This window comes from Oceanobacillus chungangensis (assembly GCF_003369565.1).
Classification (GTDB): Bacteria; Bacillota; Bacilli; order Bacillales; family Amphibacillaceae; genus Oceanobacillus; species Oceanobacillus chungangensis.
The window spans coordinates 172,360-197,366 of record NZ_PIOD01000006.1; the positions used below are offsets into that span (position 1 = coordinate 172,360).

A 25,007-nucleotide genomic window follows, 5' to 3' on the forward strand; every position below is an offset into this window, starting at 1 on the left:
AGTAAATTAATAACAAAGTTGATTTATATAGACGTCGCCAGGATGAGGTCAAAAGTTCTCCATCCCATCAAAAACACCTATTACTCAAAATACAACATTTAAAATGAGCTATTAGATTATGATGGGCTGGAATATGTAGTTTATAACCGAGAATTAAAGGTAATATATACATGATACATTACATAATGCTAAGTACATAGAAACTAAATGAAGGAGTTAATCTATGATTCGATTTGAAGATGTCGCAAAGCAATATCAGGATGATACATATGCAGTAAAGTTGCTTAATTTAGAAATCAAAAAGGGGGAATTTTTTGTTCTTATTGGTCCTAGTGGATCAGGAAAAACAACAACACTAAAAATGATTAATCGATTGATCCCGTTAACTGATGGGACTATTTACATTGAAGATAAACGAATTAGTGACTATGAGATAAATGAATTACGCTGGAACATTGGATACGTACTTCAGCAAATTGCACTTTTTCCACATATGACAATTGAGGAAAATATCGCAATCGTTCCAGAGTTAAAAAAATGGGACAGAGACAAAGTTAAAAATCGCGTAACAGAGCTATTAGAAATGGTTGGATTGGATCCTGAAATTTATAGGAAACGAAAACCAAAAGAATTATCAGGTGGTGAACAGCAAAGAATTGGTGTGGTTCGCGCGCTTGCAGCAGACCCTGAAATAATATTAATGGATGAGCCTTTTAGTGCACTTGACCCGATTACAAGAGAGAAATTACAGGACGATATCTTAGCACTTCAACGAACAATCAATAAAACAATTGTGTTTGTCACTCATGATATGAAGGAAGCATTAAAATTAGGTGATCGCATTTGTGTCATGAAAAATGGTAGGGTCGAGCAAATTGGTACGCCAGAACAATTACTGAATCAACCAGCAAATGATTTTATTTTAAACTTTGTTGGCGAAGGAAATAAGCTTCATCATGAAAACATAGAATTAAGCAATCTAGTTAGGCCATATGACGATGAAACAGAGATAGTTAATTTAACAGATTCCCTCCCAGTAACAGCAACAATACAAACGATTCTAGAGCGCCTAGCAACGGAGGAACAGCTTCCTGTCGAAAAAGATGGAGAAATTATCGGTGTGATAAATCGAGAGATTATTATTCAATATTTATCGGATCGGTTGAATGAAAGAGGTAAAGCACATGAATAATTTGCTAACTACTTTTCAAGAGAGACAGGGACAGCTAGTATCTACATTGCTCGAACATATTGAACTCTCATTCATTGCATTATTTCTAGCAGTTCTGATTGCGATTCCACTTGGTATTTATTTGACTAAGAAACCAAAACTAGCAGAATACATCATTGGAATTACAGCAGTATTACAAACAATCCCATCCTTGGCCCTGCTTGGACTATTAATTCCGTTAGTTGGAATTGGCAAGCTGCCAGCAGTGATTGCCCTAGTAATTTATGCATTATTACCTATCGTCAGGAATACATATACAGGGATTAAAGAAGTAGACCAATCCTTAGTTGAAGCAGCTACAGCGATGGGGATGAACAGGAGAAAAAGATTAATAAAAGTAGAACTTCCGCTTGCATTACCAGTGATGATGGCTGGAATACGAACATCGATGGTCTTAATCATAGGTACAGCAACACTAGCTGCATTGATTGGTGGTGGTGGACTAGGAGAGCTCATTCTTCTAGGAATTGATCGACTAGATACATCGCTAATTTTACTAGGAGCAATCCCAGCGGCATTACTAGCGATTATCTTTGATTTTATCTTACGCAGGATGGAGAATTTGTCTTTCAAAAATATGGTTATGTCTGCAGGTGTTATAACACTAGCAGCTATTATCATTATTCTCCTGCCATTTATCACCAATGAGAAAGAAGATACCATTGTTATTGCTGGAAAATTAGGAGCGGAGCCGGAAATATTAATTAATATGTATAAATTATTAATTGAAAATGAAACTGATTTGAATGTTGAGTTAGAACCAGGATTTGGTAAAACATCCTTTGTCTTTAATGCGCTAAACTCTGGTGATATTGATATCTATCCTGAATTTAGTGGAACAATTATTTCAGAATTTTTGAAAGAGACAGCTGTTAGTACAGACCGTGAGGAGGTATATGAGCAAGCTAAAGCAGGGATAAAAGAAGACTATGACCTAACCTTGTTAGAACCGATGGATTTTAATAATACGTATACATTGGCCGTGTCAGAGGAATTCGCTGAGCGTCATCAGGTCGAAACGATTTCTGATTTAAAACCACTTGAACAAGAAGTGAGGGCAGGCTTTACATTAGAATTCAATGACCGTGAAGATGGCTATATTGGGATACAAAATTTATATGACATTTCATTTCCAAATGTCATAACTATGGAACCGAAATTACGCTATACTGCAATAGAGTCTGGGGAAATTAATGTAATGGATGCCTATTCAACGGATAGTGAACTGCGGGAATTTAATTTAACCGTGCTAGAGGATGACCAGGAATTATTTCCGCCGTATCAAGGGGCACCATTATTAAGAACAGAAACCGTCCGTGAGCATCCTGAGATTGCAGATGCTTTAAACAAACTGTCTGGAAAAATAACAGATGACGAAATGCGTGAAATGAATTATCAGGTTAATGTTGAAGGAGAAAAAGCACAGGATGTTGCAGCAGAATATCTAAAAAACGAAGGATTATTGGATTGACTAGATTTTTAATACGATAGCATAAAGCTGGTTGGGCAAATAAGTTTTCTAAAATGAACTTATTTGTTCAACCATTCTTTATTAGAGTTTTTTTTAGTGTGCGCAATATATATTATTAGTGAGGATATAACCCTTAATATATTTGGCTGTTGACAGTTATAAAAACAATTAGATTGCTGCAATTAGTACATTTTTCAACTGAAGTAGGAAGAAGCACAATGATAAAGAATTTACGTATCTATTCAACATTTGATGTGAGACTAAATTATCAGAATCATCTATTATAAAGATATAAAGCTATGAATATTATTAAGGAGAGTTATTATGGAAAGTTCATGGGTATGGATCATTGTCTTATTAGTAGTGATTTTAGTAATCGCATTAATCGAGACCTTATTAATCTTAAAAAAGGAAGAAAATAAATTAAAGCAATATGAAGCTGAAGGGGATACTGTAGAAAATGAACTTAAAAGGTCACATGAGTATGAGACCAAGTCATTGAAAAGAAATATCCCAAGCTTAGTATGGATTTACACTATCACCATAATTGTATCTATTATTGTTCTAGCTGTGTATATATATAATGTAGACTGATGATAATTAGGCATCAGTTTTTATGAGGGGAAAAGAACTTCAAGTTGGAATGCTACATAGTCTAATATATAATATGCTAAAACAAATACTTTGGGGGACTATATAAATGTGCAACAGCGCATTGGAGGACGTCACCTCCTATAGGTTCGGCTATACTTTAGCTTTCGGAAATTGCCCAGGAGCTTTTTGCATAAGAAAGGAAGTTTTTACATGGAGGGTAGGATATATAAGTTAATTCCTTATTTAAAAACTATTTTTAACCATTTACATGAAAATCCAGAAATTAGTTGGGAAGAAGTTCAAACAACCTCCTATATTAAATCATTATTTAGCAATAAAGATTGCAAAATAAAAACGTTCGACAATTCAACAGGATTAGTAATCGATATCGGTGCAGGTAAGCCCGTTATTGCTGTACGAGCAGATATTGATGCGTTATGGCAGGAGGTTGATAACTCGTTTCGAGCGAATCATTCTTGTGGACATGATGCACATATGACCATTGTGATTGGTACATTATTCACGATGTTAGAAAGCAAGCAGCCAAATAAAGGAACGTTTCGCTTCATCTTTCAACCTGCAGAAGAAAAAGGGACTGGCGCTTTGGCTTTCGTTGAAAAAGGGATTGTTGATGATGTAGATTATCTTTACGGAATGCATCTAAGACCAATCGAAGAATTAGAAAATGGTCAATTTGCGCCGGCGATTCAGCACGGTGCAGCTAAATTTATCGAAGGAACGATCATCGGTGAAGATGCACACGGTGCTAGACCACACTTAAATGTAAATGCTATCCAAGTTGGGGCGGAATTTATCCAATCATTGAACAATATTCAAATAAATCCAATGTTCCCCCATTCTGTGAAGATGACGACATTCCATGCAGGGGACAAGAGTCCGAATATTATTCCAGGAAATGCAACATTTTCAATTGATGTTCGTGCACAAACGAATGAAGCAATGCAGTATTTAACGGAGAAGGTTGAACAGATTGCAATGATGCTTGCAACCTTTCATCAAATTAAAATAGAATTAAAGACATCAGCTAATGTTGCTGCAGCTGTACTTGATGAAGATGCTATTAGATTCATGAGTGATGCAATCAAAATGAGCGCTGGTGAGGCAAAACTAGCACCAGTTATTAGGACAAATGGTGGGGATGATTTCCATTTTTATACGATAAAACGCCCGAAGTTGAAAGCTACAATGCTAGCAATTGGCTGTGACCTAACACCAGGTTTGCATCATCCGAAAATGACATTTAATCATGATGTTATTCCGAAAGCAATCGAAATTATTTCAAACGTAATGATAAATACAGCTAATTCATACGAATAGAAGGAGTAAGGGGAGTATGAATAATATTGAAATTCGTCCACTCACCACAATGGATGAACTAATAGAAATGCAAAAAGTAGAAGAGTCTGTTTGGCATGCAGACTCTATTCCTGTGCATCAAACATTTACTGCTCTGAATAATGGCGGAATTATTATTGGAGCTTTCGACCATGGAAAAATGGTAGGTTTTCTATATAGTTTCGCAGGATTTGATGGGAAAAGAGCTTATTTATGCTCACATGAATTAGGGATTTTACCAGCCTATCAAAAGAGTGGTCTTGGAGAGAGGATGAAGTGGATGCAGGCTGATTTAGCATTTGAAGCTGGATACGAAATGCTAACTTGGACATTCGATCCCTTAGAAAGTGTGAATGCATACTTGAATCTACATAAGTTAGGTGCAGAAGGTGTATTTTATAAAGCGAATTATTATGGAGTGATGGAAGATGAGCTGAATCAAGGATTGCCATCAGACCGTATCCATATTAAGTGGGAAATTAATCATCCCACAACTACAAAGGACTTTTCTATCCAGCAATCGCAAGTGTTACTAGTAAAAGGTCCAGATGGTTCTCCACAAATTACGGATGCTTTTGACACACTAGGGGGTCTAAGTGAGACAGTGTGGTTTATGGCATTTCCAGAAGATTTTCAGACGTTAAAAAGCGAAAATATCGAGCTGGCGAAATCTTGGCGGTTAGCGACAAGAACAATTTTCGAAGCAATGTTTGCGAATGGTTATAAAGCAGTGGATATTATACGAGATCAAGCAAAGAAGCAGAGTTTTTACGTACTGAAAAAATAGGAGGTCTTTTGATTGGCAATTTCAATCAAGCAATTAAAGCTTAGAAAATTAAAAATGAAATTAAAGCATCCTTTTACAACGAGCTTCGGCACGATTCAAGAGAAGGAATTCTTCATTACGGAAGCAATTGATATAGATGGGAAACATGGCTTCGGTGAATCTGTTGCCTTTTCTTCCCCATGGTATACAGAAGAAACGGTAGAAACCAATCAGCATGTGATGGAAGATTTTTTAATCCCAATATTACAGGAGAACAAAATTGTTCATCCTGATGAAGTATCCGAGCTTTTCAAATCGATAAAGGGAAATAATATGGCAAAGGCCGCACTTGAGGGAGCGATTTGGGATCTTTATGCAAAACAGAAAGATCTCCTTTTAGCAGAAGCTCTAGGCGGAAAAAAGAAGGAAATCGATGTCGGAATTAGTATCGGTATTCAGCCAACAGTAAAAGAGTTAATCGAAATTATTTCTCAAAATATAGAAGCAGGCTATAAACGAATTAAACTAAAAATTAAACCAGGCTGGGATTTAGAGGTATTACAAGAGGTAAGAACGCATTTTCCAGATACGTTAATCATGGCCGATGCAAATTCTGCTTATACACGGGAAGATATAAGCCATCTGCAAAAACTCGATGAATTAAATTTAATGATGATTGAGCAGCCGTTAGCGCATGATGATATTGTGGACCATGCAAAGCTGCAATCTGCTATACATACGCCGATTTGTTTAGATGAAAGCATACATTCTCTTGAAGATACAAGAAAAGCCTATGAACTAGGAAGCTGTAAAATTATTAATATAAAAATTGGTAGAGTCGGTGGACTAACAGAGGCAAAGAAAATTCATGATTTCTGCCTAAAACATGATATCCCTGTTTGGTGCGGTGGAATGCTAGAATCAGGGGTTGGACGTGCACATAACATTGCACTTACAACATTGCCACAATTTATTTTACCGGGTGATACGGCAGGTTCATCGAATTATTGGGAGAAGGATATTATTAAGCCTGAGGTTGTGGCTGAAAATGGTGTAATCCAAGTTCCTGACAGTCCAGGAATTGGCTATGAGCTAGATGAGGATGCACTGGATGAGTTTACAGAGTGGGTGAAGGTATTTCAATTTTAAAAGAAAAGAAGGGGGATGCATTTTTATCCCCCTTCTTTTCTTTTGATTATTGCTTAGGAAACTATACGATTTGGATGCTGTGGATAACTTAATTACCGAGAATAGCCACGTCCAGCTCCAGCGCCCGTGCTCCTAGCGAGACTTCCTTCACCTTCGTACGATAAGTCAACATCGATTCGCTTTCGCTCATCGTGTTTCCTTTATCTCCTACGGCTCAGTCCAGTCCGTACGTCGCTAAACGGGCGCTTGCGCTTTTGTTATTTAGTTCTCACCAAATACATCTTGCCATGTATCCTTTTTAGCAAGCATTTCACTAGCGAGTTCTTTTGCGCCTTCTAGACTGTGACTTGCCGCCCAGCCACATTGAACCTCATTACAAGCAGGTACTTCAGTTGCAGCTAATACATCCTGTAATGTCTTCTCAACTGTCTCTAAAATTTCGTTATAATTATCATGGTTAATAACAGTTAAATAGAATCCAGTTTGGCAACCCATTGGGCTTAAATCTACAACACTATTATGATGATTACGGATTAATTCTGCCATTAAGTGCTCAAGTGAATGAAGTGCAGGCATTTCCATATGTGCTTTATTCGGTTGCTTAAATCTTAGGTCATATTTGTGAATGACGTCACCATTTGCACCTTCTGTAACACCTGCTAAGCGAATATATGGTGCTTTAACTTTTGTATGATCAAGGTTGAAACTTTCAACATTCATTTTTTTTACCATTAATATTCCACCCCTAAAATATTATTTTCTATTCAGTATAATAGTAACATATTTCGATGTTGCTGTAATAGTATGCTGATTAATGTGTTAAGTCGCTTTCATTAATAAAAATTAGCTATGTTGGTATAAAGTGCGACGTAACTTGGGATGGCGATTGTTCTCAGGCCAGTCGCTCCGAAAATACACAACGCTTTCCGCGGGGGGCTGGTGAGCCTTCCTCCCGCAGGAGTCTCCGTGTATTTTCTCCGCTGGATTGTGCGGTTGTTATGTTTTTTATCTTTCTCTTAAATAAGAAGAGATGGCATTGCCTTAAGTGCACGACTGTCCGCAGCGGAAATCAACAGTGCACATACTTCGCAGTTTATATAATTGCTGAAATGAGGAAAAAGAATGAAAAACAGATTGAAGCTATGTTAAAACTAGCTTCAATCTGTTTTCTTGATGGATGGATAATTACCAAACTTCCTTTGCAAGGTCTACAATAAATTTCAATTTATCCCATTGCTGTTCTTCAGTCAGCTTATTACCGTGATGTGTTGATGCAAATCCACATTGTGGGCTTAAGCATAATTGGTCAAGTGGTACATATTTTGCTGCTTCTTCAATTCGCGCTTTAATTGCTTCCTTATCTTCTGGTTCACCACTTTTTGAAGTAACGACACCTAAAACCACTTGAGGTCCACCATTTGGTACATGCTCCAATGGTTTGAAATCACCAGAACGTTGGTCATCATACTCCAAGAAGAATCCATCGACTTTTTCCTTTGCAAGTAATGTTGGCGCAATTAATGCATAACTACCTTTAAAAGCCCAGGTAGATTGATAATTACCGCGACATAAATGAGTCGTCACAACTAAATCTTCCGGCTTATCTTCCAGTACCCCGTTTATAACACGTAGTGCTAAATCAATTAGATACTCCCGTGATAAGTTGCTATCATTAAACGTGGAGTCCGGTGAGCTTAGTCTTGCGATATATACATCATCTAATTGTAAATAACGGCAGCCAGCATCATAGAAAGCTTTGATTGCGCCCCGGTATGCTTGAATGATATCTTTTGCATATTCTTCAATGTCAGGATAAATAGCTTCATTTCGAATGCTGGCATTGAATAATTGATTTGGACTTGGAATTGTTTGTTTTGCAACAGCTCTGTCTCCAACGATCTCTTTGAATTCGATGAAATCTTTAACAAAAGGATGGTCGGGATTAAAAGATACCTTTCCTATATTTCGTACATTGTATCTTTCAGTTTCTGTTCCTTTAAATGTATATCCTTTTTCAGGGATAAATCCTTCGATCCCATTAAGATGCTCTAAGAAATCCAAATGCCACCATGTACGTCTGAATTCACCGTCAGTTACAAGTTCTAAACCAACTTCAATTTGCTTATCAACAATTCGTTTAATTTCTTCTGTTTCTATTTCTCTTAATGCTTCTGCTGAAATTTTCCCCTCTTTAAACTCTGCTCTAGCTTTATGTAAATTCTCCGGTCTTAAAAGGCTTCCAACGTGGTCTGCTCTGAATGGTGCTTTAACTAATGTTTTTGTCATGTTAATTCCTTCTTTCGGTTTATTTTATAGTAGTAATACAGATGATCTTACAGAAAGACTATTGTTCAAGCCTTGGGACATGTTATTTGAGTCGATTATCACCAAACTTCCTTTGCAAGGTCTACAATATATTTCAGTTTTTCCCATTGCTGTTCTTCTGTTAGTTTATTACCATGGTGGGTCGACGCAAATCCGCATTGCGGGCTTAAGCATAATTGCTCATGTGGTACATGTTGTGCTGCATCTTTAATTCGTGCTTTAATTGCTTCTTTATCTTCTAATTCACCATTTTTTGAAGTAACGACACCTAGAACAACACGGGCACCATCATTTGGTACATGCTCTAAAGGTTTGAAATCGCCTGAACGCTCATCATCATACTCCAGGAAGAATCCATCGACTTTTTCCTTCGCAAGTAATGTTGGTGCAATTATTTCATAGCTACCTTCAAAAGCCCAGGTAGATTGATAATTTCCACGGCATAGATGGGTAGTTACAACTAAATCTTCCGGCTTATCTTCCAGCACACCGTTAATAACACGCAGTGCTAAATCAATTAAGTATTCTCGTGATAAGTTGCTATCATTAAAAGGAATATCAGGTGAGCTTAGTCCTGCAATATATACATCATCTAGTTGTAAGTAACGGCAACCTGCATTGTAGAAAGCTTTAATTGCATCACGATATGTTTGAATAATGTCTTTTGCATATTCTTCGATGTCTGGATAAATAGATTCATTTCGAATTCCCGCATTAAATAATTGATTTGGACTCGGAATTGTTTGTTTTGCTACAGCTCTCTCCCCAACGATTTCTTTAAACTCGATAAAATCCTTAACATGAGGATGGTCAAGATTAAATGAGATTTTCCCTATATTGCGAACGTCATATTTCTCTGTTTCCACATCGACGAACTTAAAGCCATGTTCAGGCACATATCCCTCAACCCCGTGTAGATGTTCCAAGAAATCAGTATGCCAAAATCTTCGTCTAAATTCGCCATCCGTTACTAACTCCAAGCCAATTTCAATTTGCTTATCAACAATCCGCTTAATTTCCTTTGTTTCAATCTCGCGTAATGTTTCTGCTGAAATTGTTCCTTCATTAAATTCGGCTCTCGCTTTATGGATACTCTCTGGTCGCAGTAAGCTCCCAACGTGATCTGCCCTGAATGGTGCTTTTACTATTGTCTTTGTCATTTCTATTCCTACTTTCTATTTTAATTTATGATGTTTTATAATGTTTACTTTTATAATTTTTTGGACATGATTAGCCACGCCCAGCTCCAGCGCCCGTGCTCCTAGCGAGACTTCCCTCACCTCCGTACGATAAGTTAACATCGGCTCTTACGATTAAGGAAGGCCGACTAAACCAGGCATCACCAACGTCGGCATACCCTAAAGTGAAGGGGCATGTTTCCTTTATCTCCTGCGAAGGTATGTTCGACAACTCGAACCACCCCAAACTGCGGGGTGCAGTCCGTACGTTGCTAAACGGACGCTTGCGCTTTTGTTATGGTAATATTGCAAATGATCTTACTGGAAATCCTGATGCTTTCTCTGGTTTCGGCACGATATTGAAAATAACTGAGCCTTTCGTTGGTACCTGGTCCAGGTTTGCTAATAATTCGATTTGATACGTATCTTGCTCAAGCACATAATATTCTCCTAAAAGTGCGCCATTCTTTTGATATTCAATTGCGGAATCCGTATCAAAGGTTTCGTGACCAATTGCACTTATTTTTCTTTCCTCGAATAAAAATTTCAAAGCATCTAATCCCCAACCAGGAAAGTGGTTGTTTCCATTTGCATCCTTATTATCAAATGCTTCTTTATCCGGCCAGCGCTTACTCCAATCAGTACGTAATGCAACAAATGTTTCAGACTCGATTTTGCCATGTTCCTTTTCGAATTGTATAATGTCGTCTACAGAAATCGTATAATCATTATTTTCTTCAGCTGCAGTTGATTTATCTATCACAACGAGAGGCAATACTAATTCCTTTAATCCTAGTTCTTCTAAATATCTTGTGTTACGAACAAAGTGGATCGGTGCATCCAAATGGGTTCCATATTGCCCGGGAAAGTTAAATCGCTGAGCGAAAAATCCATCATCAAGATTAAAAAGTGTTTGGAATTCTGCATCCTCAAAAGCTGAGAAATGTGGAGAATCAGGTCCAAATGTATGGGTTAAATCCACCCATTTCTTTTCTTTTAGAAGTTCAATTGCGTTTTGTAATTCAGTTGCTGACTTTGTCTTTGTCAATTCCGCACCCCCTAAATATATTTAGCAAATAAGAAAGATAAAATAAAAAAACCTCTTCTATAAAGAATAAGAAGAGGTTTAAACGCCGTGAATAGTTTCTCTTCTTATCTTCAAGCATTCTGCTTCTGGAATTGGCACAGTACTGAATATAGTCTGTTGCCGAGGTATCGATGGGCCAGTCCCTCCACCTCTCTGGATAAGAAAAATACATATTAAATTGTTATTACATAGATTACAATGGTTCCTAAACTATGTCAAGTGAAAATAATCATTTTTCTAAAAATTGAAGGATATTTGATAATTGCAATTCCAATTTCAATAAGCTGATGAGTTTTACTACGGAATGAAGTTCTACAATAGGTCAATAATAATTAGTAACACAGTTCCGCTGAGCAGAGAAATTTACATATTTTTGTCCATTAGGTATACTGAAATTTCTTAAAGAAACTTTTTTGGAGGTAAAAGAAATGAAGAATAAATTAATGTTAGGTCTATTGATATTGTTTCTAGCAATAATATTAGCTGCTTGTGGTTCTGCTGAAAATAAAGAAGGTAGCAATACAGAAAATGCAACAGATGGTTCAGCAAATTTATATGAACAAGTTATGGATAAAGGAGTGCTCACTGTTGGGACTGAGGGTACCTATGCACCTTTTAGCTTCCATAATGAGAAGGACGAATTGACGGGCTATGATGTGGAAGTAATTGAAGAAGTGGCAAAACGTATGGGAGTCACAGTAGAGTATCAGGAAACACAATGGGATTCTATGTTTGCTGGGCTAAACTCAGAACGTTTTGACTTAATCGCGAATCAAGTTGGTATTGAAGAAGACCGTTTAGCAAATTATGATTTTTCGATTCCATATACACACTCGTCTGCAGTTGTTGTAGTACCAAAGGATAATACGGAAATAAATTCTTTTGAAGATTTAGAAGGGAAGGACTCAGCTCAATCGTTGACAAGCAATTATGGTGCGATTGCAGAAGAACATGGTGCAGAACTTGTAGGTGTGGAAGGGTTGGCACAGGCAATAGAATTGATCAAACAAGGACGTGCTGATGTAACAGTAAATGACAAGCTTGCTCTCTTGGATTACGTGAAACAAACTGGTGATGAGGAAATCAAAATAGTCGCAGAAGCTGAGGACACTTCAGATATGGCCTTTGTCTTTAATAAAGGAAATGAAGAGCTAGTGGATGCCATTAATGAGCAATTAGAAGCGATGAAGGAAGACGGCACATTAGCACAAATCTCCGAAGAATGGTTTGGTGAAGATGTATCTACAAAGTAATATGATATATACAATCACTGCAAATACAGAGGGCTGGGAGTTATTTGTTAACTCCCTTTTACCGATGATAATGGGTGCAATCCAATACACTATTCCGCTTACATTAATCTCTTTTGTTCTCGGATTATTATTAGCATTATTAACAGCAATGATGCGCATTTCGAAATCAAAACTATTGCATGCACCAGCGGTTGTCTATGTATCTGCAATTCGTGGCACACCACTTTTAGTGCAATTATTTATAATTTTTTACGGGTTACCAACAATCGGTTTAACAATTGATCCATTTCCAAGTGCTATTATTGCCTTTACACTAAATGTCGGTGCATACGCATCGGAAATTATCCGCGCTTCTATTCTATCGGTACCAAAAGGGCAATGGGAAGCAGCAATAACGATTGGCATGTCTAGGACGACTGCACTAAGGCGGATTATTTTGCCACAAGCAACGAGGGTTTCGGTGCCGCCATTATCGAATTCATTCATAAGTTTGGTAAAGGACACCTCACTCGCATCGTTAATTCTAGTTGCGGAGCTATTTAGGAAAGCACAGGAAATTGCTGCCAGAACGTATGACTTTTTGTTATTATATGTAGAAGCGGCACTTATTTATTGGGTAATTTGTTTTATTCTATCCCTAGTACAAACCGTAATTGAAAAGCGACTTGATCGTTACGTTGATAAATAAGGAGGGAAATAGTGGTGTTTCTATCAATTCAAGGTTTAGCTAAATCATTTGGAGCTAATCAAGTATTAAAGGATATTGATGTTAATATTGAAAAAGGTAAGGTTTTATCGATAATCGGTCCGTCTGGATCAGGAAAAACAACATTGCTTCGTTGTTTGAACTCGCTGGAAGAGCCAGATAAAGGAATCTTTACATTTAATGACGGACTGTCGCTTGATTTTGAAAAGAAAATTAGCAAACAAGAGATATTAAAGCTTAGACAAAAATCTGGAATGGTCTTTCAGTCATATAATCTTTTTCCACATAAGACGGCGTTTGAAAATGTGACAGAGGGACCACTTATCGTTCAGAAGCGTAAAAAAGCAGAAGTGAAGGAATTAGCGGAGGGCCTATTAGAAAAAGTTGGACTAAAGGATAAGATGGATTTATATCCTCATCAATTATCTGGTGGACAACAGCAACGTGTTGGAATTGCAAGGGCATTAGCAATGGAGCCTGAATTGATGTTGTTTGATGAACCTACTTCTGCGTTAGACCCAGAACTAATTGGCGAAGTATTGACGGTAATTAAGGATCTTGCAAGAGATAACTGGACAATGGTTATCGTTACCCATGAACTGCAATTTGCTGCAGAAGTTTCGGACGAAGTACTATTTATGGATGGCGGTTATATCGTAGAACAAGGGACTCCAGAACAAGTTCTTAAATCACCTAAAGAGGAACGTACAAAGCAATTTTTACAACGGATATTGAATCCTGCATAAGTTATTATTCATCCAGTTCTCAATGATAAGTGAGAACTGGTTTTTTTATTGTATAGGAAACTTCAAGGATTCAAATTTATGGTAATGCAGTATAAGTGCAGCTAAGATAATTCGCCGAACTTAAAGCCAATGCAATGTTTTCTAATGGGATAATGGGCGAATAGTTTTCCTGACAATACAATTTAAACAGAATTTAAATATGACCTCACTTTCATTTAACTTTCGGCAGATAGAATGAAAATGAGGTTATTTGAAATCTATAATAAAAAATTGGAGGTAATATTTATGCAGAAGGAAAATATCAATAAAGTATCAGCAACTAGAAGAATGAATTTCTTTGAACGCTATACAAAATCATCTGTATGGCCCGCATATATTGGCTGTTTATTTGCTTTTATGTATGCCGTTTTCGTCCGGTTTTATCATGCTGCTGGTGGAACAATTGGTATGCCAATTAAAATGGAAGATCCTGCAAATCTTTATATGGCAAGTTATATCGCAGGTCTCGCAATAATGTTTTGCGGATTCGTGTTGATTGCCCTTATAAAACCTTGGAGCAGAATTATTCCAGTAAAGATTCCATTTATTGGTGGAAGAAAGATTCATCCAATTATATTATTGACTCCTACACTCATAGCAACTGCTTTTTTGCTTACACATGGAGTGAGTGGGATGATTACAAAAGCGCTCCTATTATCCGATGTTATTACTATGGATTTCCCTGTGTTCGCAGAAGTAAATGTTGATAAACTTGCATTATGGGACTTATTATTTTACGAACCGTGGTTTATTTTTATGGGTATGATGTCAGGTTTAACTGCCGCTCATTATGCACAGGCCTCTGGAATTCGACAATCTATATTTAGGTGGGGTACAGTTCTATTTTTGATTATTGTTTTCCTCTTATCTACGCTCGTTACATCGTCTATTATTTTTGGTTTTTCTGATTTAATCAGCTTTAAAATTTAAGATTCGAGTGAAAAAGGAAATTGCGGGTTTTTGTAATATCTCTTATAATATAATTGATTGAAAATTCATTTTTTAACACCTCTTTTGGCAGTCAGGAAAGTATAAAATCTGTCTTAACAAGTAAGTGCAACTAAGAACATCACCCAAAAACTTGGTGACGATCAGTTTTCCAAGTTTTATCGCGCATGTAACGGGCAGTAAGACTTTTAAATCATAGAAATCGAGGAATCAAGGATTGTAACCTGATTCTTTTAAATAACAATAATCAGCAGGGGGAGGAATATTTCCTCCCCTTAAAGTTTTACTTTACCTTGCATAATAAGTTTGGTAACTCAATTCCGTGTTTATATGTTTTTCGGGACAGTGAAGAGAAGTATAAATAAGGGGGGCCAATTTATGAAGTTAACGATTCTGCATATAGAGGATGACCAGGAAATCGGCACATGGGTAAGTGGATTTCTAACGGATTATGGATATGAAGTTATTTGGCTTACTTCTGGAAATGATGTTATGAAATATATGGAAAAAACCGACCTCGTTATTTTAGACATTATGCTGCCAGGTTTAGATGGATATACCGTCGCTCAGCGTCTGAAGCAGAAATATCCTAATACACCGATCTTGATGCTAACAGCCCGAACTTCAATGGAAGATAAGCTGCAGGGTCTTAAGCTAGCGGATGATTATATGACAAAGCCGTATCATCCTGACGAGTTAGTTGCTCGGATTCAAGTACTAGTAAGACGGTTGGGTGTTATTACCCCAGAAACTATCGAGGTAAAGCATTTACGAATCAACCAGAAGGCAAATCGCATCGTCAATACAATTTCCAAGGAAGACATCATGTTAACAGGGAAACAATTTCATATCTTTATGTATTTATTAGACCATTTGAATCAAATATTAACTAAAAGGCAAATATACGAAGCAGTGTGGAAAGACACATACATAGAAGGGGATAAAACATTAATGGTTCACATTCGCCATTTACGTGAAAAGATTGAGATTGATACAAGCCGACCGCAAATCATTGAAACAATTCGTGGTATTGGTTATAGGATGAAATCATGAATATCCTACAATCGCTAATGGCAAGATATTTATTGCTTATTCTATTTGCTCTCGTACTTATTCCTCTCATTCCAGCAGTATACTATTCTTCTAATTTTCTATTTCATAATAAATTATATGATACGCAGGAATTGGAAGAACTATGGAAACGGTCAGCTGCTGAATTAGATGGTCAAGAAGTAGAGGTAATTGACCATCGTCTTCAGTCTATTAAAAATAAGTATCCCGGTGCTGAGGTTTTTTGGATAACTGGACAAGGAGAGTCGAGATTTATTGGAGATAGGCTTAGCAATATTCCGGAAAACTGGACGTTTGCCGATTCACTTGATTTTATGGAAGAAAGAAAATTCTATGTGGATACGTTTTTGCAAGATAGAGAACCCCAAGATATATATACTACTATAGCATTAATAGGAAATGATCCGAATCAGGGGATAATGGTCCTCCAGATGGCGTTATCTAAAACAAATATTGGCAGTTTAGATATTGACTATTTATTTATAGCATTTTTCCTATTCGTAAGCGGAGCTTTTCTCGTAATTTCTTGGTTCTTTTTCATTAACATACGTAAACGACTTATCAAGCTTGAGTTAGCGATGTCTCGCCCAGGCGATGAGGGAATTCCAGATGAGGTAGTGATTAAGAAACTGGACGAGATTGGCAGGCTGGAGGGTGCTTTTAACGAGATGGTCAGCCAATTGAAGAGGAGCAGGAAGAGCGAGCAAAAGGAAGAACATCTTAGAAAGCAGCTGATCGCAAATATATCTCATGATTTACGGACACCTTTAACCGTCATGAGACAGCACGTGTATTCCGCAAAACATGCCCCTTCATCCCCTAAAGGAAAAGAATCAATGCAAATTGTAGAGAACAAATTAGGGGATATGGATAAAATGATCAACAATCTTCTTTCCTATACATTACTTTCGGCTGGTAAACATCCAATCGATAAGAAAGAAACCGATGTATTAGATGAGGTCCGAAAAGCTATTGCGGAATGGTATCCGATATTAGAAGAGCATCGGTTTACAATCGATATTGATTTACCTGAAAAACCGCTAATATGGAAGGTAGACTCTATTTGGTTTAAAAGTATTTTGGATAACGTCATTCAAAATGTCATCAGGCATGCACGTTCAGGACGGTATATTGGAATAAAAACAATGGAACGCCAAGGATCCACCCTCATTGTTATTAAGGACAGGGGAGAAGGGTTTGAATATGAATCAGAGAATAAGGGGGCTGGAATTGGACTCTCCATCGTTTCGCTCATGATGAAGGAAATGAGATTAGAATTGGACATTTCCACATCTTCAACGGGAACCTGCATTTATGTTGGCGGTAAACAAACTTAAACAGATCTTTAACTTGAGGTCACCTTAATGAACATCTTTGGAGTATATCCTTTTTATTAATAACATATAGAAAGGATTGTGTTCAAATGAAGATAGGTAATCAAAAATTAGAAAACAAACGGGGGAAACAAATGATAAAGTGGTATTCCTGGATTGGGTATGCAGCTTTATTTTGGTCCGTAATCTATGGAATCATGAATTTTTACTGGTTAATAGCCGGGGAGGGATATCCTTTTATACAGGATGAGAGAATAGGGGTCTTTTCAGCTTTAGTCACCTATTTGCCGGTTCAAGCAGGCAGTGCTATTTTTTGTGTACTTTGTATGCTGGGAATATTTTTTAGTTTAGCAATGCTCAATCAGTGGGGGAGAATCGTGTCTCCTCGGTTCATCTTGTTTTTTTCTTGGGGGTTTGCTGTATTCTTGCTTCTGTTTATCCCTGATTATAGATTAATTGCTTCCATGGCTTATGCTTTCTTGTTTAAGTTTCCCTATAGCTGGCAGATTTTGAATCAAGTAATTTGTGTGATTGGCGGTTTATTATGGTTTTTTTCCGTCATTGCCTACCAGCGTAAAGTGCGGAATGCTTGCAGGGATTGTGGAAGAAAGGAAAATGGCAAACCATTTGTTTTAATAAGATGGGCGAAGTGGCTAACCTATGCCGCGGCTATTGCGCCACTGCCATATGCGATAACAAGATTTTCCTGGGCATTAGGGATACCTCTGGGTGTGGAGCGACAAATGCTGGAGGATTTTGCAAAAGTGAATCCAATGGCAACTGTAACGGAATGGGTCTTTGGAGGATTATGTGTTGGTGGTGGACTTTTAACACTTGGATTAATTCAGAAATGGGGAGAAGTCGTTCCAAATTGGTTTCCTCTCATAGGAGGCAAAAGAGTACCAATTCTAATTGCAGTTATTCCTGCATCCATAGTAGCAATTGCATTGACATCTGCTGGTTTTATATTTGCATTTGGCTTTTTGGCGGTAGCACTCCAGTTTGTTCCGGCTGAAGGAATGGTTTTAAGTGAAATTGCCGGAACAATTGGCCCAATGCTTTTATGGATGCCCTGGGGAGTTGCTTTAGGACTTAGTACGATTTCCTATTATTACCGACGGCGCGGGCAATGTGATTACTGTGGTAGAAATGAATAGTGACGACAAGAGGATGTAATCGATTGGAGTTTCTACCTCTTATTTAAATGGCTAGATTTTCAGATAATGTAAAATACCAATGCAGATAGAAGGTTTTAAGCTTTCTATCTGCATAAGTCAGCTAAGGCCTTCTCCAAAAAAATGTTGTTCTGTTTTATTACGTAACTTTTTTCAAACTAATATTTAATAGTTATAAAATCTTGCATTCTCCAAAACTAAAGTTAAAATATTTGGTAGAATTGAGTAGATAATAAAGGTTCTTAAATGCGTGGTAAAATAGAAAAGAGGAAATATGATGCTGATTAATGTTACAGAAAATATTGATAAACTAGTAATCCAATTTCCAGGTGGTATGGGAGAATTAAATAGTTATTTGTTTAAGGGTAAGAATGGCTATACGATAGTAGATACAGGCGTCTATTCAGATCAAGCAATCGAAATATGGAAACAGGTTCTCACAAATGGAATAAAAGTTGAAAAAGTAGTTTTGACACATACACATCAAGATCATATTGGGATCGCCAAGTGGTTTCAAGAACAAATGCATGTTCCAGTGATTGTCTCTAAATTGGGCTACGAGGAGATGAAGCTTAATCGTAGGCCGAAATTTGTAGAAGATTTTAAAGCTTTACTACTCGCACATGGAGCACCTGGTATTCCAGAAAATATGCGAAATCAGTCCTTTATTTATGATTTTGAACCGGATGGTTTTTTTGATAAACATGAGCGGATTATGCTTGGAAATGAAATGTATGAAGCCATTTGGACACCAGGACATGCTCCAGATCATTACTGCTTTTATAATCAGGAAAAAAGGATAATGGTTATTGGTGATCATGTGTTAAAGGAAATTTCACCAGTTATTGGACTATGGTCTGGGGTTGAAACAAATCCATTAAAGGAATATCGTAATTCTCTAGATCTGATAAGAGATTATCCGACAGACATTGCATTACCGGGTCATGGGGAACTAATCTATAATTTGTCTGAGCGGGTTGGGGAACTGCAAGAACGCCATCAACAACGTTTAGAGCAAGTATTCCAATTGGTTAAACAGGAAGGGAAAACTGCTTATGATATATGTATGGAAATATATGAAACCCTAAACATAATCATATACCTCAGTCCATTTATGTCCTGTCTAACCCGATTAATTTACCTGGAATCAATCGGAAAGGTACATCGAGAAGAAATAAATGGGAAGGTTTTATTCCATGCGAGCAATGAAAAGTAATATTAATTTTTACATATAAGGTGGGTTTAGGATGCAAAAAATCCCGACAGTTTGTGTAGTTGGAAGCTTGAATATGGATTTAACGATAACAACAAAGAAAATACCGAAGCAAGGTGAAACGGTAATTGGTGAGGTTTTTGAAACTTATCCGGGTGGTAAAGGAGCCAATCAAGCCGTGGCAGCTGCAAGACTTGGTGCGAATGTAACAATGATAGGTGCAGTAGGAGCCGATACTTTCGGCGACTCGCTGTTGGAAAACCTTTCACGAGAAGGGATTAATGTAGAGGGAATAAGTAAGATTTCTGATGTTGCAACAGGTGTTGCCAGCATTATTATGTCGGATCATGATAATCGCATAATCGTTGCATCAGGAGCAAACGCATATGTTACACTTGAATTAGTTGATCAATATCAGGAGCAAATCCGTCATAGTGATATTGTATTAGTTCAACTTGAAACACCGATTGAATCCATTGTACGGACGATTGAAATTGCGAACGAATATGATGTGCCTGTTATTGTAAATCCTGCGCCATATCAAGTATTGCCGGATAAAATATTGAGTGGATGTACATTTTTAACGCCGAATGAAATTGAACTTGAAGCAATGGAGCAGGAATCGCTCTCAGATTCTATTCGAGAAAAGATTATCCTTACAAAAGGTGCGGAAGGGGTTCAATTTTTTGAAAATGGCAAGTCGAAAGTAGTGAAAAGTCATAATGTCAAGGTGGCAGATACTACTGGTGCAGGAGATACATTTAATGGTGCGCTAGCAGCTCGGCTAGGAGGAGGAGCCTCACTTGCAGATGCTGTTTACTATGCAAATGCAGCGGCCGCTCTCTCTGTAACCAAACTTGGTGCACAGAGCGGGATGCCTACCGATGAAGAAGTTAAACGATTTATAGAAAATAACGAATAGATAAGGAAGAATAAGATGGAAAAGATTATTCTCGATGTAGATACCGGTATAGATGATGCACTCGCAATTTTGCTTGCAGTCGAAAGTGGAAAACTGGACTTATTAGGAATCACAACTGTAAATGGAAATGTTCCGCTGGATTATGTGATTAAAAATACGAAGAAAGTATTGAAACATGCTGGAAAGGAATCAATTAATGTTTATAAAGGCGCTAATCGTCCTATTTTGATAGAGCCATTTCATGAATATAGTGTACATGGAGATGATGGAATGGGTGGTGCATTAAAGTCGGTTGAAGTGGATACGGAAGATGTTCCAGATATATTCGCTCCAGATTTTATCATTGAACAGGCAAAACGACACCAGGGCGAATTGACCCTTATTATGGTCGGGCCCTTAACAAATCTAGCGTTAGCAATTCGTAAAGAACCGCTGTTAGCAACGTGGGTCAAACAAGTAGTTGTAATGGGTGGGCTTGTTTCTGAAGCAGGAAAAGGAAATACATTACCTACATCTGAATTTAATATTTATGCGGATGCCGAAGCAGCGAAAATAGTTTTTCATTCTGGTATTCCATTAAAACTAGTAAGCTTAGATGTAACGAAGAAGACAATTATTACTAGTAAGGATATAGAAAAATTAAAAGGAACACATTACTATGATTTTGTTAAAGAATGTACGGCAGTATATCGCAAGTATAGTGAAGAAAATTATGGAATAAACGGGTGTGCACTTCATGATCCATTAACGGTTGGAGTTGTATTAGACCCGACTCTCGTGAAAACAGCAAGCTACTTTGTTGATGTAGAAACGAAAAGTGAATTAAGCTATGGACAAACGATCTGTGATTTTGGGAATTTATGGGGGAAAGAGCCTAACGTTGAAATTTGTCTAGAAGTTGACTCAGAACGTTTTATTTCCATGTTTATTAAGACATTAAAGAACACTAATAACTAGATTGAATGTCATATCTCGTCCACTTATTTTGTAAAAATAAGGAGAAGGTTAGAAGATGAATTATATATCAATTGATTTTGAAACAGCAAATGAAAAACGATATAGTCCATGTGCAATTGGTGTTGTCGTTGCAAACGATAAGGAAATTATTGAAGAATTTTACAGCTTGATTAACCCATTAATGCCGTTTAATTCTAATAATATTTATGTGCATGGAATTACGGAACGAGATGTTGAAAATGCGCCAACATTTGCAGAAATTTGGCCAAGCTTAAAGAAATACTTAAATGATAACCTAGTAATAGCCCATAACGCCAGTTTTGATATGAGTGTACTTAGGAGTACACTAGATCATTTTGGGTTACTATATCCTGAGATGGACTATTTGTGTACGGTAAAGATATCACAAAAGACCTGGCCACAGCTAGAAAACCATAAATTAAACACACTTGCAGCACATCATGGGATTATATTTGAACATCATCATGCACTAGAAGATGCGCGAGTCGCTGCAAAAGTGTTCATGAAAGCGATGGAAGAATATCAAACGAATAGGGTGGATAAACTTCTGGAGAATTGCAACATGAAAATGGGAAGAATTTATGAGCATGGATATTATCCGCCAAAAGTAAATCGAGCGAAGCATAGCAGTAAGATTTTCTTAAAATAATTGCTGAAGTAATAAGGTGCAAAATAAAACAAGTCCAGATAGACAAAATCTGGACTTGTTTTATTCATTGTACTTTTTTTCAACGAATAACAGAATAAACGTTGCGAGCGGACCGATAAATAATGATATAAGAAACCAATTAAGTCCACTTCTGTTTTTCCCCTGTGCTAATCCTGCATTAATCAATGCTAATGTGCCCCATCCTACAAAATATCCACTATCCATATGTAATCCCCTTTGTAGTTGTCATCGTATTAATAATATCAGATTCTTAATTATTTCCATATATATTTATAGTTGATAAAGATATTACTTGCTTGGAACGTATATCTGAAATAAACTAAAATAAAGAATATTCCGCATGATGCTCATCATTAATTTCATTTGGTAGTTAAGAAAGCATAAAAACTTTCTTAACTACATAGATACAACTAAGGCTGTCACCGAAGCCTTGGATTAAACCTAAGTTTTCTAAGGAGTGGAAAAAATGAACTTAAATGCAAATGTATCTAATGAATTGAGTAAGTTGCTGGAACGTGCGAGAAGAAATACACTTGGGGATTTATTAGCAAGGACAAGGGATCGTATGCCAGATAAGTTCGCCTTTGCATATCAAACACAACGTTTAAATTATGAGGAATTGGACGGTTTGGTAAATCAAACTGCTAATAAATTTTTGTTAGATGGCATGAAAAAAGGTGATATGATTACCGTCATGTCTAAAAATAGTTTGGATTTTGTAATTGTTAATTTTGCGCTTGCACGTATTGGTGCAGTGATGATTCCGATAAATTACATGTTGACCGAAGAAGATGTTCAGTTTATTTTAGAACATGCAGAGGTTACTGGATTTATTGCATCTGAAGAATATGCTCCAGTACTAGATGCAGTTGCAGGGAGAATGGAGATTAATTATCGTTATCTGATGGATGTATCAACGAATGATGATGGCGAACTTTCTTCATGGACAGCCCTTGCTGCTGCTCGTAATGGACAGTCGACGGATCCAGTTGAAATCGAAATTTTCGATGATGATTTGGCACAAGTGCTATATACAAGTGGAACGGAATCAAGACCTAAAGGGGTAATGCTTACCCATAAGAGTATTATAAGTGAATATGTAAGTACGATTGTCGATGCAAAGATTGATAAAGATGATATTGCGATTCATGCATTGCCGCTGTATCATAGCGCACAGCTGCACGTGTTTCTAGGTCCAAGTGTTTACGTAGGATCGAGTGGAATTATTTTGCAATCAGCAAGTCCCGAATTTATTTTGAAAACGATTGAACGAGAGGGTGCAACACAACTATTCTGTCCTCCAACGGTTTGGATCGCACTACTACGCCATCCAGATTTTGATAAACGTGATTTATCGACGTTAAGAAAATGTTATTATGGTGCGGCAATTATGCCAATGGAAGTTATTAAAGAACTAAGTAAGCGGTTACCAAACGCGAAGCTATGGAATTGTTATGGTCAAACCGAAGTGGCACCACTAGTAATGGTATTACAGCCAGAAGACCAATTAACTAAATTAGGCTCAGCAGGGCAGCCTATTCTAAATGTACAAACGAAAATTTTTGATGATCATGATAATGAATTGCCAAGGGGGAAAATTGGAGAAATTGTCCACCGCACACCACACGCAATGAGGGGTTATTTGCATGATCCTGAGAAAACGGCGGAAGCGTTTCGCGGAGGTTGGTTCCACAGTGGTGACTTAGGTGTGATGGATGAAGAGGGTTATATTACGATTGTCGATCGGAAGAAGGATATGATAAATACTGGTGGTGTCAATGTTTCAAGCAGGGAAGTGGAAGAAGCGATTTATCGAATTGAAGGTGTTTCGGAGGTTGCAGTAATTAGTATTCCAGATGCATACTGGATTGAAGCAGTTACTGCAATTATTGTTCCAAAAGAGGGATTTACATTAATGGAAGAGGATATCATTGAATTTTGTAAAGGAAAACTCTCAAAATTTAAGGTTCCAAAATTTGTCCAATTTACAGATGTACTGCCCAAGAATCCAAGTGGTAAGGTATTGAAGCGTTCATTGAGGGACAGATATGAAAATTTTGGGAAACGATAAGGTGTTAAAAGGGCTGAGAATAGAGCCCTTTTTTACTGCTTAGGAAACTATACAATTTGGATGCTGTGGATAACTCAATTACCAAGAATAGCCACGTCCAGCTCCAGCGCCCGTGCTCCTAGCGAGACTTCCCTCACCTCCGTACGATAAAGAAGACTTGCCGATTGGTTACACATGAGGCTTAGTCGCACTTATACCCTTGTGGTGAAAGTCAACATCGATTCGGAGTTAAGGAAGGCCGACTAAGATCGGGCATTCGCCAACGTCGACATACCCCTAGAGTGAAGGGGCATGTTTCCTTTATCTCCTCGAAGGAATGTTCGACAAGTCGAACCACCCCAAACTTCGGGGCGCAGTCCGTACGTCGCTAAACGGGGCTTGCCCTTTTGTTCCTTACCAATTCCATTAACAAATCAAAAAATCAATGTCTTCTAATCCTATTATTAGAGTTGCGAAATAGAATTAGTATTGAAAATTAAGGATATAGTTATGCGATGGAATATAAAGATTAATTTTAGAAACAATATAAATGGAGGTGTTTGTAGTGAGTAGTAAAAATAATAACTGGAGTAAAAAACGGGTAAACACAAGCGTGAATCCTCAAGGATTGTCTGAAGATGTGGTGAATCAAGCGCCAAAGTCTCAACTCGAACAACGATCAAAGAAGAAAAATACAAAGATTTAATTGTTGAGAAAGCTAGAGGGAAATGGTAAATCATTACTA

The 25,007-nt window shown here is 37.3% G+C and carries 24 protein-coding genes and 1 riboswitch; of the genes, 19 read left to right on the forward strand and 5 right to left on the reverse strand.

The window, feature by feature from the left end:
• Positions 1 to 223 precede the first annotated feature (223 nt).
• The 6 genes from CWR45_RS06930 to menC all read left to right on the forward strand — a co-directional run bounded on the left by CWR45_RS06930 (position 224) and on the right by menC (position 6,567).
• Complete coding sequence (locus tag CWR45_RS06930; RefSeq protein ID WP_115749138.1) at positions 224 to 1,192, forward strand: ABC transporter ATP-binding protein; 969 nt, start codon at positions 224 to 226, stop codon at positions 1,190 to 1,192.
• The gene (gene opuFB, locus CWR45_RS06935) at positions 1,185 to 2,702 is read left to right on the forward strand and encodes an osmoprotectant update ABC transporter permease/substrate-binding subunit OpuFB (RefSeq protein ID WP_115749139.1); all 1,518 of its coding nucleotides are present in this window, start codon (positions 1,185 to 1,187) and stop codon (positions 2,700 to 2,702) included. The genes CWR45_RS06930 and opuFB overlap by 8 nt, the downstream gene beginning before the upstream one ends.
• 324 nt (positions 2,703 to 3,026) lie before the next feature.
• Complete coding sequence (locus CWR45_RS06940; protein WP_115749140.1) at positions 3,027 to 3,296, forward strand: hypothetical protein; 270 nt, start codon at positions 3,027 to 3,029, stop codon at positions 3,294 to 3,296.
• Between the two features lie 210 nt (positions 3,297 to 3,506).
• Positions 3,507 to 4,634, forward strand: coding sequence for a M20 peptidase aminoacylase family protein (locus CWR45_RS06945; protein ID WP_115749141.1), 1,128 nt, complete (start codon positions 3,507 to 3,509; stop codon positions 4,632 to 4,634).
• 16 nt (positions 4,635 to 4,650) lie between these two features.
• Positions 4,651 to 5,439 (forward strand): GNAT family N-acetyltransferase, encoded by a 789-nt coding sequence (locus CWR45_RS06950; RefSeq protein ID WP_115749142.1) that lies wholly within the window; start codon positions 4,651 to 4,653, stop codon positions 5,437 to 5,439.
• Between the two features lie 18 nt (positions 5,440 to 5,457).
• Positions 5,458 to 6,567, forward strand: a complete 1,110-nt coding sequence (gene menC / locus CWR45_RS06955) for an o-succinylbenzoate synthase (RefSeq protein ID WP_115749324.1) — start codon at positions 5,458 to 5,460, stop codon at positions 6,565 to 6,567.
• Positions 6,568 to 6,828: 261 nt separating this feature from the next.
• Here the strand turns inward: menC and CWR45_RS06960 are convergent, their stop codons facing one another.
• The 4 genes from CWR45_RS06960 to CWR45_RS06980 all read right to left on the reverse strand — a co-directional run bounded on the left by CWR45_RS06960 (position 6,829) and on the right by CWR45_RS06980 (position 11,118).
• Positions 6,829 to 7,299: an S-ribosylhomocysteine lyase gene (locus tag CWR45_RS06960; protein WP_115749143.1), complete on the reverse strand. Its 471-nt coding sequence runs from the start codon at positions 7,297 to 7,299 to the stop codon at positions 6,829 to 6,831.
• Positions 7,300 to 7,752: 453 nt separating this feature from the next.
• A complete protein-coding gene (locus tag CWR45_RS06965) occupies positions 7,753 to 8,853 on the reverse strand; it encodes a 5-methyltetrahydropteroyltriglutamate--homocysteine S-methyltransferase (RefSeq protein WP_115749144.1) in 1,101 nt (366 codons plus the stop codon).
• Positions 8,854 to 8,951: 98 nt separating this feature from the next.
• Positions 8,952 to 10,052 carry a 5-methyltetrahydropteroyltriglutamate--homocysteine S-methyltransferase gene (locus tag CWR45_RS06970; protein WP_115749145.1) on the reverse strand — a complete coding sequence of 367 codons (1,101 nt, stop codon included), beginning with the start codon at positions 10,050 to 10,052 and terminating at the stop codon, positions 8,952 to 8,954.
• A 313-nt stretch (positions 10,053 to 10,365) separates the two neighbouring features.
• Positions 10,366 to 11,118, reverse strand: coding sequence for a cyclase family protein (locus tag CWR45_RS06980; RefSeq protein ID WP_115749147.1), 753 nt, complete (start codon positions 11,116 to 11,118; stop codon positions 10,366 to 10,368).
• 101 nt (positions 11,119 to 11,219) lie between these two features.
• Positions 11,220 to 11,321, reverse strand: a riboswitch (SAM riboswitch).
• A 264-nt stretch (positions 11,322 to 11,585) separates the two neighbouring features.
• Between CWR45_RS06980 and CWR45_RS06985 the strand changes: the two genes are divergently transcribed.
• From CWR45_RS06985 to CWR45_RS07035, 11 genes are all read left to right on the forward strand, one after another.
• Positions 11,586 to 12,410 carry an amino acid ABC transporter substrate-binding protein gene (locus CWR45_RS06985; protein WP_115749148.1) on the forward strand — a complete coding sequence of 275 codons (825 nt, stop codon included), beginning with the start codon at positions 11,586 to 11,588 and terminating at the stop codon, positions 12,408 to 12,410.
• Positions 12,394 to 13,098, forward strand: a complete 705-nt coding sequence (locus tag CWR45_RS06990) for an amino acid ABC transporter permease (protein WP_115749149.1) — start codon at positions 12,394 to 12,396, stop codon at positions 13,096 to 13,098. Before CWR45_RS06985 ends, CWR45_RS06990 begins: the two co-directional genes overlap by 17 nt.
• Positions 13,099 to 13,112: 14 nt before the next feature.
• Positions 13,113 to 13,862 (forward strand): amino acid ABC transporter ATP-binding protein, encoded by a 750-nt coding sequence (locus CWR45_RS06995; protein WP_115749325.1) that lies wholly within the window; start codon positions 13,113 to 13,115, stop codon positions 13,860 to 13,862.
• A 285-nt stretch (positions 13,863 to 14,147) separates the two neighbouring features.
• Positions 14,148 to 14,831, forward strand: coding sequence for a DUF3995 domain-containing protein (locus tag CWR45_RS07000; protein ID WP_170138811.1), 684 nt, complete (start codon positions 14,148 to 14,150; stop codon positions 14,829 to 14,831).
• A gap of 396 nt (positions 14,832 to 15,227) precedes the next feature.
• Positions 15,228 to 15,902, forward strand: a complete 675-nt coding sequence (locus CWR45_RS07005; protein WP_115749150.1) for a response regulator transcription factor — start codon at positions 15,228 to 15,230, stop codon at positions 15,900 to 15,902.
• Positions 15,899 to 17,257: a sensor histidine kinase gene (locus tag CWR45_RS07010; protein ID WP_115749151.1), complete on the forward strand. Its 1,359-nt coding sequence runs from the start codon at positions 15,899 to 15,901 to the stop codon at positions 17,255 to 17,257. Before CWR45_RS07005 ends, CWR45_RS07010 begins: the two co-directional genes overlap by 4 nt.
• Before the next feature lie 86 nt (positions 17,258 to 17,343).
• Positions 17,344 to 18,411, forward strand: a complete 1,068-nt coding sequence (locus CWR45_RS07015; protein ID WP_170138812.1) for a hypothetical protein — start codon at positions 17,344 to 17,346, stop codon at positions 18,409 to 18,411.
• Between the two features lie 295 nt (positions 18,412 to 18,706).
• The gene (locus CWR45_RS07020) at positions 18,707 to 19,645 is read left to right on the forward strand and encodes an MBL fold metallo-hydrolase (RefSeq protein WP_115749153.1); all 939 of its coding nucleotides are present in this window, start codon (positions 18,707 to 18,709) and stop codon (positions 19,643 to 19,645) included.
• 31 nt (positions 19,646 to 19,676) lie between these two features.
• Complete coding sequence (rbsK, locus tag CWR45_RS07025) at positions 19,677 to 20,564, forward strand: ribokinase (protein WP_115749154.1); 888 nt, start codon at positions 19,677 to 19,679, stop codon at positions 20,562 to 20,564.
• A gap of 15 nt (positions 20,565 to 20,579) precedes the next feature.
• Positions 20,580 to 21,521, forward strand: a complete 942-nt coding sequence (locus CWR45_RS07030) for a nucleoside hydrolase (protein WP_115749155.1) — start codon at positions 20,580 to 20,582, stop codon at positions 21,519 to 21,521.
• A gap of 55 nt (positions 21,522 to 21,576) precedes the next feature.
• On the forward strand, positions 21,577 to 22,191 hold the full coding sequence (locus tag CWR45_RS07035; RefSeq protein WP_115749156.1) for a 3'-5' exonuclease: 615 nt from the start codon (positions 21,577 to 21,579) through the stop codon (positions 22,189 to 22,191).
• A gap of 60 nt (positions 22,192 to 22,251) precedes the next feature.
• Here the strand turns inward: CWR45_RS07035 and CWR45_RS19765 are convergent, their stop codons facing one another.
• A complete protein-coding gene (locus tag CWR45_RS19765) occupies positions 22,252 to 22,416 on the reverse strand; it encodes a hypothetical protein (RefSeq protein ID WP_170138813.1) in 165 nt (54 codons plus the stop codon).
• A gap of 262 nt (positions 22,417 to 22,678) precedes the next feature.
• Between CWR45_RS19765 and CWR45_RS07040 the strand changes: the two genes are divergently transcribed.
• Both CWR45_RS07040 and sspL read left to right on the forward strand, forming a co-directional pair.
• Positions 22,679 to 24,283 carry an acyl-CoA synthetase gene (locus tag CWR45_RS07040; protein WP_211315943.1) on the forward strand — a complete coding sequence of 535 codons (1,605 nt, stop codon included), beginning with the start codon at positions 22,679 to 22,681 and terminating at the stop codon, positions 24,281 to 24,283.
• Between the two features lie 544 nt (positions 24,284 to 24,827).
• Entirely contained in the window at positions 24,828 to 24,968 is a 141-nt protein-coding gene (gene sspL / locus CWR45_RS07045) for a small, acid-soluble spore protein L (protein WP_245975370.1), read from the forward strand.
• Positions 24,969 to 25,007 lie beyond the last annotated feature (39 nt).